General features: G+C 73.2%; 9 protein-coding genes. 5 read left to right on the top strand and 4 right to left on the bottom strand.

Annotation, left to right across the window (positions count from 1 at the left end):
- Window positions 1–1255, top strand: a 1255-nt coding sequence (locus HUX53_RS09400) for an aldehyde dehydrogenase (protein WP_176402768.1), incomplete at its 5' end; no start/stop codon positions are given.
- Here the strand turns inward: HUX53_RS09400 and HUX53_RS09395 are convergent.
- From HUX53_RS09395 to HUX53_RS09380, 4 genes are all read right to left on the bottom strand, one after another.
- Complete coding sequence (locus HUX53_RS09395) at window positions 1245–1487, bottom strand: RtcB family protein (RefSeq protein WP_176402767.1); 243 nt, start codon at window positions 1485–1487, stop codon at window positions 1245–1247. The two genes, HUX53_RS09400 and HUX53_RS09395, sit on opposite strands and share 11 nt — an antisense overlap.
- Window positions 1481–2791 carry an RtcB family protein gene (locus tag HUX53_RS09390; protein ID WP_176402766.1) on the bottom strand — a complete coding sequence of 437 codons (1311 nt, stop codon included), beginning with the start codon at window positions 2789–2791 and terminating at the stop codon, window positions 1481–1483. The genes HUX53_RS09395 and HUX53_RS09390 overlap by 7 nt, the downstream gene beginning before the upstream one ends.
- Window positions 2792–2946: 155 nt before the next feature.
- Window positions 2947–3537 (bottom strand): TetR family transcriptional regulator, encoded by a 591-nt coding sequence (locus HUX53_RS09385; RefSeq protein ID WP_176402765.1) that lies wholly within the window; start codon window positions 3535–3537, stop codon window positions 2947–2949.
- A 65-nt stretch (window positions 3538–3602) separates the two neighbouring features.
- Window positions 3603–4811, bottom strand: a complete 1209-nt coding sequence (locus tag HUX53_RS09380) for an ROK family transcriptional regulator (RefSeq protein WP_176402764.1) — start codon at window positions 4809–4811, stop codon at window positions 3603–3605.
- 159 nt (window positions 4812–4970) lie between these two features.
- Here HUX53_RS09380 and HUX53_RS09375 point away from each other — a divergent pair, with 159 nt between their 5' ends.
- Genes HUX53_RS09375 through HUX53_RS09360 form a run of 4 tightly spaced genes read left to right on the top strand, consistent with a single transcriptional unit; the run spans window position 4971 to window position 9574 of the window.
- Window positions 4971–6287, top strand: a complete 1317-nt coding sequence (locus HUX53_RS09375) for a sugar ABC transporter substrate-binding protein (protein ID WP_176402763.1) — start codon at window positions 4971–4973, stop codon at window positions 6285–6287.
- A gap of 3 nt (window positions 6288–6290) precedes the next feature.
- Complete coding sequence (locus tag HUX53_RS09370; RefSeq protein WP_176402762.1) at window positions 6291–7292, top strand: carbohydrate ABC transporter permease; 1002 nt, start codon at window positions 6291–6293, stop codon at window positions 7290–7292.
- A 7-nt stretch (window positions 7293–7299) separates the two neighbouring features.
- Window positions 7300–8172, top strand: a complete 873-nt coding sequence (locus tag HUX53_RS09365; RefSeq protein WP_176402761.1) for a carbohydrate ABC transporter permease — start codon at window positions 7300–7302, stop codon at window positions 8170–8172.
- A gap of 34 nt (window positions 8173–8206) precedes the next feature.
- Window positions 8207–9574: a GH1 family beta-glucosidase gene (locus HUX53_RS09360; protein WP_176402769.1), complete on the top strand. Its 1368-nt coding sequence runs from the start codon at window positions 8207–8209 to the stop codon at window positions 9572–9574.
- Window positions 9575–9632: the final 58 nt, after the last annotated feature.

Genomic DNA, 9632 nt, shown 5'->3' with positions numbered 1-9632 from the left:
GGCCACCCCCGCCGGCGACCGGGGCGCGGCCCTGCGCGCCGCCGCGCGGGCGGTCGAGGAGCGCATGGACGAGCTGGCCGCGCTGGTGACCGCCGAGATGGGCAAGCCGTCCGGGGACGCGCTCGGCGGCGTCGAGGCCGGGATCGGGACGCTGCGCCAGTACGCCGAGCTGGGCGCCCTGCACGGGTGCCGCAGCCTGCAGGGCGGCTGGGACGCCTGCGACTTCATGGTCCGCGAGCCGCGCGGCGTCGTCGCCGTGATCACGCCGTGGAACGACCCGGTCGCCATCGCCTGCGGCCTGATCGGCGCCGCCGTGGCGACCGGCAACACCGTCGTGCACAAGCCGTCCGAGCGGACTCCGCACACCGGCGCGATGCTCGCCGAGCTGCTCGCCGGGTGCCTGCCCGACGGCGTGCTGAACATGGTCATCGGCGATGGCGAGGTGGGCGAGGCCCTCGCCCGCCACTCCGGCGCGGACGTCATCGCGCACGTCGGCTCGACGTCCGCCGGCCGCCGCATCGCCGAGCTGGCGCTGCGCACGGGCGCCAAGACCCTGCTGGAGAACGGCGGCTCCGACCCGCTGATCGTGGACGCCGGCGTCGACCCGTCCTGGGCCGCCGAGCAGGCCGCCATCGGCTGCTTCGCCAACGCCGGGCAGATCTGCACGTCCGTCGAACGCGTCTACGTCCACCAAGACGTGTCCGAGGAGTTCCTCGACGCGCTCGCCGACCGCGCCCGCGACCTGCGGATGGGGCCGGGCGCCGACGTGTCCACCGAACTCGGCCCCCTCGTCGACGAGCGCCACCGCACCCACGTGCACCAGCAGGTCGAGAAGGCGATCGGGGACGGCGCGCGCCCCCTGACCGGTGCGGAGATCCCGGCCGGCCCCGGCGCGTTCTACCCGGCGACGGTGCTCGCCGACTGCACCGACCACATGCCGATCATGGCGGAGGAGGTCTTCGGGCCGGTCGCGCCCGTCCGCACCGTGCCGTCGTTCGACCAGGCCCTGGACGCCGCCCGCCGCTCCCGCTACGGCCTCGCCGCGACCGTCCTCACCCGCGACATGGCCCACGCGCAGGCGGCCTGGCGCACCCTGAACACCGGCACCGTAAAGATCAACGCGGTGTTCGGCGGCGCCCCGGGCGGCGCCGCCACCCCGCGCCGCGCCAGCGGCCACGGCTTCGGCTACGGCCCCGAACTCCTGGACGAGATGACGAGCGTGAAGGTCGTCCACCTGCAGACGGCTATTTCTTGACGGTGAGCAGCGGCCGGAGTTCGGCGACCGACGTCGCCACGCCTCCGCCCAGCAGGCTCGACACGACCGGGCCGATGTCCTTGTAGGCCCACGGCGCCTCCTGTTTCAGGTCGCGCCGCCACGCCGCCATCACGTCGCGCCGCCACGCCGCCATCACGTCGCGCCGCCACGCCGCCATCACGTCGGACCGCCGCGCCGCCACCGGGTCGCGGTGGTCCAGCGGCGTCACCACCCGGAACTCGCGCAGGAACGCGTCGAGTTCCGCGTCGCCGCCCCGCGCGGACGCGCCGCGCGGGATCCGCCGGCGGCGCCGTGGCAGGCGCTGGCCAGCGTGCGCGGGTTCCCCCGCCCGCGCAGGACGAAGCTGGACGCCCCCATGGAGCCGGGCACGATGACCGGTTCGCCCCACATCGCGTAGGGGCCGCCGGCCATCTCGGCGTGGCCGCCCGCCGGGGTGGCGCCCTTGCGGTGCACGACCCGGTCGCCGTCCCGCCAGAACAGGTTGTGCGGCGCGTCGTACAGCAGCCGCGCCGCCGCGTCCCCGCACTCGGCGGCCAGGCCCGCCCGCATCGTCAGCGACAGGAAGTAGCGGTTGCCGGCCGCGAAGTTGGCGGCGTTGCCGAACGCGTCCAGGTACCGGCGGCGGGCGGGTTCGGACCGCTCGTCCAGCAGGAAGGGCAGGACGCCGTTGCGCGGGCGGGGCAGGCCGGCCGGCCAGCCCGCGCGGAGCGCATCCAGGGCGGTCGCGTTGGCCTGGTGGCCCAGCGACAGGGAACCGCTGTGCACCATCGTGACGACCGTGCCCGGCATCAGGCCCCACGCGTGCGCGGCGGCGGGGTCGTGCACGGCCGCCACGTACTGGAGTTCGGCGAAGTGGTTGCCGCCGCCGATCCCGCCGATGACGCTGTCGTGGCTGGCGCCGCCCGCGCTGCCGATCCAGTCGGCGAACGCGTCGGCCGTCGCCGCCGGGAAGCCGGAGGCGTGCATGCGGTCGACGGCGTCGTCGGCGCTGACGCCCCGCCACGGGGTCCCACCCGTGAGGAGCAGGCCGGGCAGGCCGTCCCGCAGGAGCGCCTCGCGCTGGACGGGGGTGAGCGCGATCCGCCGGCCGCCCTCGAAGAACAGGTGCCGCAGCCGCCGCTCCAGCGCGTCCAGCCGGGCCCGGACGCGGTCCGCGCGCAGCGTGGTGACCTCCAGCCGCATGCCGCAGTTGACGTCGTTGCCGACCGCCTGCGGCAGCAGCGCGTGCTCGGTCTCCAGGACGGTCCCGATCGGTATCCCGGCGCCCTTGTGGAAGTCCGGGGTGAGGGCGGCGCGGGTGATGCGCGGTGCGGGCCCGCCGTAGCCGGGCGTGGCCTCGGCGAGCCGTTCGAGGGTTTCGGCGGTCTCCAGGAGGGCCAGCGCCTCGGGGACGGCGGCCGGTTCCAGCGGGACGTCGCCGCCGGCGCAGATCTCGACGGGGACGCCCCGCGGGTTGGGAAGCGTGAGCCAGTGCTCGCCGGTGCGGGCGAGACGGTGATCTTGACGTGCGGACACGGTGAGAATCCTTCGGGGCTGCCGGAAAGCGCGCGTCGGCGCGCACGGGGAGATGAGCCGTCCGCGCGGAAGGGCGCGACGGCGGGGAGCGGGCGAGCGGCCCGCTCGTTCCTCGGGTACAGCAGCCGCGAGGTGGTTCGGAGGCTAGCGCGGGGTCAGGTGTCCGGACCAGTGGTTTTCGGCGGGACGGACAGGTAGCGGGTCACCAGGCGGGCCACGAAGTGGGCGAAGGTCTCCGGGGGGCCGGAGGGGAGCATGAGGTGGCTCATCGTCAGCCGGACCGCCGCGTCGGCGACCTCGGTGAGGGCGTCGCGGTCCAGGTGGGGCCATTGGCGCAGGGCGTGCTCGGCGATGCGGGCGCTGGCGGCGAACAGGACCGGCTCGGCCTGCGTGGTGAGCAGCGGGAGCATCTCGTCGCCGCCCGCGCCGGTCAGCACCGCCTTCTTCAGCTGGTCGTCCGCCGACGTCTCGAGCGTGTACGTCACCGCGGCGACCACCGCGGAGTACACGTCGGCGTGCTCGGACAGCACCGTGTCGATGCCGTCGAGGTAGCGCTCGTTGTCGCGGACCACGACCGCCTGCGCCAGGCTCCACTTGTCGCCGAACTCGTTGTAGACGGTCTGCCGGCTCACCCCGGCGGCCTCCGCGACGTCCCGCATGCGGACGGCCCGGTAGCCGCGCTCAACGAGCAGGTCGGCGGCGGCGTCGAGCAGCGACTCGCGCACGGGACGTCCGGCGGTGCCCATCTGTCGTCGTTCCTCCGGAGGCTGGGTCGGGCCTCCATTATCGCCCGTGGCCCGGCGGCGGGCCATTACGGGGCCGGGTCGCCGCCGCTGTCGAGGAGGTGGGCGAGCGGGAGGGTGGCCGCGCCGACGGCGACGGCCTCCGGGCCGAGGTGGCACGGCTCGATCGTGGTCTGCGCGAACGGCTGCCGCAGCGCGTACGCGGCGGTGGCCTCGATGATCCGGTCGAGCATCCGGCCGCCGATCAGCAGCCCCGCCCGGCCGCCGATGATGATCTTCTCGGGGCTGAACAGGTTGACCAGGTCGGCGATGCCCGCGCCCAGGTACTCGGCGATGTCGTCGCGCAGGCCCGCGGCGGCGTCGGACGGGTCGGCGAGCAGCCCGGCGAGGGCCGCCTCCTCGTCGGTCCCGGCCGGGCCGCCCGCCGCGCGGTAGCGCTCCAGCAGCGCGGTCGCGCCGACGTAGGACTCCAGGCAGCCGCGCGACCCGCAGCGGCACCGCGCGCCGCCGACCCGCACCGTCGTGTGCCCCCATTCGCCCGCGCTGCCGGCCGCGCCCCGGTACGGCGAGCCGTCGATCATCACGGCGGCGCCGACGCCGGAGCCGATGAGCGCGACGACGGCGTTGCGGTTCCCGCGCCCGGCGCCGAACCACATCTCGGCCTGGCCGAGCGAGGTGGCGCCGTTGTCGATGAACAGGGGGAGATCGGTGCCCGCGCGCAGCATCCGCTCCAGCGGCACGGCCTCCCAGCCGACGGTCTGGCAGTGCACGACCGCCTCCGGGCCGTGCTCGATCACGCTGCGCTCCACAACACCGGGCACGCCCACTCCCACGCCGATGATGGACGCCGGGTCGACCGACGCGCCCTCGATGACCGCCGGCAGACCGTCCAGGATGTGCCGGACGACGGCGCGCTCGTCGTGGCCGCCGTCCCCGAGCGGGAAGTCGGCCTTGGCGAGCTGGGTCAGCTCCAGGTCGAACAGCTCGACCATCACCCGCGTCTCGCCGACGTCCACGCCGATGAGGTGGCCGTAACCGGCCGCGGTCTTCAGGAGTACGCGCGGGCGGCCCCCGTCGGACTCGACGCTGCCCGCCTCCACGACGAGCCCGGCGTCGATCAGCTCGGTGACGACGTTGCTGACCGAGGCGGGGCTGAGGCCGGTCTCCCTGGCCAGGTCCTGGCGGCTGAGCGGCCCGTCGAAGTACAGCCGCCGCAGCAGCACCGACCGGTTGGTGCGGCGCAGGTCGCGCACGGTCTTCCGGCGCCGTTCCGGCATCGGGCCCCCTTCTCCCGCGGCCGCCGCGCGGCCGCGTCCCCCGCGGTTCTCAGGTCTTGACCCGACCATTATGTCACTGCTTATATCACGTCGTGAAATAAAGTGTGATCAAACTCTCCGAGTGACCCGCACCTCACTCAGAATCGGAAGGCCGAGCCGATGCGTCATACCACATTCGCGGGACGGGCCGCGGCCGTCCTCACGGCGGGACTCCTGGTGACCACCGCGGCGGCGTGCGGCGGCGGCACCGCGTCCGGCGGCGGGAACGGCGACCCGAAGACGCTGACCTACTGGGCCAGCAACCAGGGCACCGACATCGCCGCCGACCAGAAGGTGCTGAACCCCGAGCTCGCCAAGTTCGAGAAGCAGACCGGCATCAAGGTCGAGCTGGAGATCGTCCCCTGGACCGACCTGCTCAACCGGATCCTCGCCGCCACCACCTCCGGCCAGGGGCCGGACGTCCTCAACATCGGCAACACCTGGTCGGCGTCGCTGCAGGCCACCGGCGGGCTGCTGCCGTTCGACGACGCGACGATGACCAAGGTCGGCGGCGCCGGCCGGTTCGTGCCCGCCGCGCTCGCCTCCGCCGGCGCCAAGGGCAAGCCCCCGGCCGCCGTGCCGCTCTACTCCCTCGCCTACGGCCTCTACTACAACAAGAAGATGTTCGCGGACGCGAACCTGGAGCCGCCCAAGACCTGGCAGGAGATGGTCGACGCCGGGCGGAAGCTCACCAAGGACGGCAAGCACGGCATCGCCGTCGAGGGCGCGAGCATCCCCGAGAACGTCCACGCGGCGTTCAACATCGGCCAGATGTACGGGGCCGACTTCTTCACCGCCGACGGCAAGCCGCAGTTCGCGACCCCGCAGGCGGTGAAGGCGGTCAAGTCCTACATCGACCTGATCGCCAAGGAGAAGATCGCCGCGCCCGGCAACGCCGAGTACTCGGCCAACCAGTCGCTCAACGACTTCGCCACCGGCAAGGCCGCGATGCTCATGTGGCAGGCCACCACCAGCGGCCTCACCAACCTCGGCATGAAGCCGGGCGACTGGGGCGTCGTGCCGCTGCCGAAGCCGTCCCCGACGCCGCCAGGCGGACGGGACATCACCTCGATGGTCGCCGGCATCAACATCGCGGTCTTCAAGAACACCGACAACCGCGACGGCGCGCTGAAGTTCGTGAAGTTCATGACCAGCGACGACGAGCAGAAGATCCTCAACAAGGCGTACGGGTCGCTGCCCGCCGTCACCGCCGCGCAGAACGACCCGGCGTTCGACACCCCCGACCTGAGGGTCTTCAAGCAGATCCTCGCCACCAGCGCGGCGCCGCTGCCGCAGGTCCCGGAGGAGAGCCAGTTCGAGACGGCCGTCGGCACCGCGATGAAGGAGCTGTTCGCCGACGCCGCCGCCGGCAAGCCGATCACCGAAGAGAAGGTCAAGGAGAAGCTCGCCGCCGCCCAGGAACAGATGGGCAAGTAGCGGATGACGACTGCGGACGTCTCGGCCGCCCGGACGGGCGGCACCGAGAGGCCCCCGGCCGAGCCCGGCGCGGCCCGGCCGGGGAGGCGGCGGCTGCGGCTGCCGCCGAAGGCGCTGCCCTACCTGCTGCTGGCGCCGGCGGTCATCGCGGAGCTGATCGTGCACCTGGTGCCGATCGCCGTCGGCATCTGGATGAGCTTCAAGGAGCTGACGCTCTTCTACATCCGCGACTGGTCGCAGGCGCCCTGGACCGGCCTCGGGAACTACCGCGTCGCGGTCGACTTCGACGGCGCGATCGGGGCGGGCCTGCTGCGCTCGTTCCTCGTCACGATCGCCGTCACCGTGCTCGCGGTCGGGCTGTCGTGGCTGCTCGGCACCGCCGCCGCGGTGCTGATGCAGGAGCGGTTCCGGGGACGCGGGCCGCTGCGGGCGATCTTCCTCGTCCCGTACGCGCTGCCCGTCTACACCGCGGTGATGACGTGGGCGTTCATGTTCCAGCGCGACACCGGCATGGTCAACCACATCCTCGCCGACCAGCTGCACGTGACCGGCGGCGACCGGCCGTTCTGGCTGATCGGCGACAACAGCTTCTGGGCCCTGGTCACCGTCATCGTATGGCGGTCGTGGCCGTTCGCGTTCCTGGTGCTCATGGCGGGGCTGCAGAACATCTCCCGCGACCTGTACGAGGCGTCCGCGCTGGACGGCGCGGGCATCTGGCGGCAGATCCGGCACATCACGCTGCCGTCGCTGCGGCCGATCAACCAGGTGCTCGTGCTGGTGCTGTTCCTGTGGACGTTCAACGACTTCAACACGCCGTTCGTCCTGTTCGGCAAGGCGGCGCCGGACGGTGGCGACCTGATCTCGGTGCACATCTACCACGCGTCGTTCGTCACCTGGAACTTCGGGACGGGCTCGGCGAAGTCGGTGCTGCTCCTGCTGTTCCTGCTGCTGGTCACGGCGGCGTACCTGCTCGTCACGTCGAGGCGGAGGCCCGCGCATGGCTGAGACGCGCATGGCTGACACACGCGCACGCAGGAGGGCGCCGACCGATCCGCCGGCGTCGTTCGTGTGGACGCGGCGGATCGTGCTGACGCTGCTGACGGCGTTCACCCTCGTGCCCGTCTACGCGATGGTCAGCTCGTCGCTGAAACCGCTGCAGGACGTCCAGGGCGCGTTCCGGTGGATCCCGTCCGAGCCGACGATCCGCCCCTACATCGACATGTGGTCGACCGTCCCGCTGGCCCGCTACTTCATGAACAGCGTGATCGTCGCGGGCGGCGCCACGCTCGCGTCCGTCGCGATCGCGATCGGCGCGGCGTACGCGGTGAGCCGCTACCGGTTCGCCGGGCGCCGGGTGTTCACGGTGACGGTGCTGTCCACGCAGATGTTCCCGGGGATCCTGTTCCTGCTCCCGCTGTTCCTGATCTTCGTGAACGTGGGGAACGCGACCGGTCTCGCCCTGTACGGCAGCCGCGGCGCCCTGATCCTGACGTACCTGACGTTCTCGCTGCCGTTCTCGATCTGGATGCTCGTCGGCTACTTCGAGTCGATCCCGCGTGAGCTGGACGAGGCGGCCCGGGTGGACGGCTGCGGCCCGCTGGGCGCGCTGCTGCGGGTGATCGTCCCGGCGGCGCTGCCCGGCATCGTCGCGGTGACCGTCTACGCGTTCATGACCGCGTGGGGCGAGGTGCTGTTCGCCTCCGTCATGACCAACGAGCAGACCCGGACGCTGGCGATCGGCCTGCAGGGCTACTCCACCCAGCACGAGGTCTACTGGAACCAGGTGATGGCCGCCTCCCTCGTGGTGAGCCTGCCCGTCGTCGCCGGGTTCCTGCTGCTCCAGCGCTTCCTGGTGGCCGGCCTGACCGCCGGCTCCGTCAAATGACCCGTCCCGCACGACCAGAGGGAGACCTGTGCCCATCGACGACCTGACCGCGTTCGGACCCGGCTTCGCCTGGGGGGCGGCGACCTCCGCCTACCAGGTCGAGGGAGCCGCCGCCGAGGACGGCCGCGCGCCCTCGATCTGGGACGCGTTCTGCCGCGTCCCGGGCGCGGTCGCCGGGGGCGACACCGGCGACGTCGCCTGCGACCACTACCACCGCTGGCCGGACGACGTGGCGCTGATGAAGGCGCTCGGCCTGCGCGCCTACCGGTTCTCGATCGCGTGGCCGCGGGTGCTGCCCGCCGGGGACGGCGCCGTCAACCCGGCCGGGCTCGCGTTCTACGACCGGCTCGTGGACGCGCTGCTGGAGGCCGGCATCGAGCCGCACGCCACCCTGTACCACTGGGACCTCCCGCAGGCGCTCCAGGACCGGGGCGGCTGGCCGTCCCGCGACACCGCCGAGCGGTTCGCCGAGTACGCGTCGGTCGTCGCCGGGGCGCTGGGCGACCGCGTCGCGTCGTGGGCGACGCTGAACGAGCCGATCTGCGCGGCGTGGCTCGGCCACCTGCAGGGCGTGATGGCGCCCGGCGTCGCCGACATCCGGGCGGCCGTGCCCGCCTCGTACCACCTGATGCTCGCCCACGGGCTCGGCGCGCGGGCCATCCGCGCGGCCGCCCCGGACGCCCGCGTCGGCATCGTCCACCTGCTCACCGACTGCGAGCCGGGCAGCGACCGGGACGAGGACGCGGCGGCGGCGCGGCGCGAGGACGGCCACCACAACCGCTGGTGGCTCGACCCCGTCTTCGGGCGCGGCCTGCCCGCCGACATGATCGAGGAGTACGGGGTGGAGCCGCCGGTGCGGCCCGGCGACCTGGAGGCGATCGCCGCGCCGCTGGACTGGCTCGGCGTCAACTACTACCGGCGGTCGGTGACCGTCGCCGACCCCGGCGGCGCGCCGCCGCGCACCCGGCAGATCACCCCGGCGGGGACGCCGCGCACCGGCATGGACTGGGAGATCCACCCGGACCGGCTGGAGAAGATCCTCGTCCGCGTCACCCGGGAGTACGCGCCGCCCAGCATCATGGTCACCGAGAACGGCTCCGCCTACCCCGACACCGTGACGCCGGACGGCGCCGTCCACGACGCCGAGCGCACCGCCTACCTGGAGGCGCACCTGGCGGCGTGCGCGTCCGCGATCCGCGCGGGCGTCCCGCTGGACGGCTACTTCGCGTGGTCGCTGATGGACAACTTCGAGTGGGCGTACGGGTACGCGCAGCGGTTCGGGCTCGTCCACGTCGACTTCGCCACCCAGAAGCGCGTCGTCAAGGACAGCGGGCACCGCTACGCCGAGATCATCCGCGCGCACCGGGACCTCGCGACGGGCGCGGTCGCGTCCGGCCACTAGGGCGGCGGGCCCGCCCGTCCGCCCGGCTCTCTAGAGTGGCGGCCAAGCCGACGTGAGG

Source organism: Actinomadura sp. BRA 177 (genome assembly GCF_013372625.1).
GTDB lineage: Bacteria > Actinomycetota > Actinomycetes > Streptosporangiales > Streptosporangiaceae > Spirillospora.
The sequence above is the reverse complement of the archived record's forward strand: the minus strand, read 5'-3'. Positions and strand labels throughout refer to the sequence as shown.

Excerpts from the sequence above, each read along its gene's own strand:
- HUX53_RS09385 (WP_176402765.1), bottom strand. The coding sequence starts at position 3,537 with ATGGGCACCGCCGGACGTCCCGTGCGCGAGTCGCTGCTCGACGCCGCC.
- HUX53_RS09380 (WP_176402764.1), bottom strand. The coding sequence starts at position 4,811 with ATGCCGGAACGGCGCCGGAAGACCGTGCGCGACCTGCGCCGCACCAAC.
- HUX53_RS09375 (WP_176402763.1), top strand. The coding sequence starts at position 4,971 with ATGCGTCATACCACATTCGCGGGACGGGCCGCGGCCGTCCTCACGGCG.
- HUX53_RS09370 (WP_176402762.1), top strand. The coding sequence starts at position 6,291 with ATGACGACTGCGGACGTCTCGGCCGCCCGGACGGGCGGCACCGAGAGG.
- HUX53_RS09365 (WP_176402761.1), top strand. The coding sequence starts at position 7,300 with ATGGCTGACACACGCGCACGCAGGAGGGCGCCGACCGATCCGCCGGCG.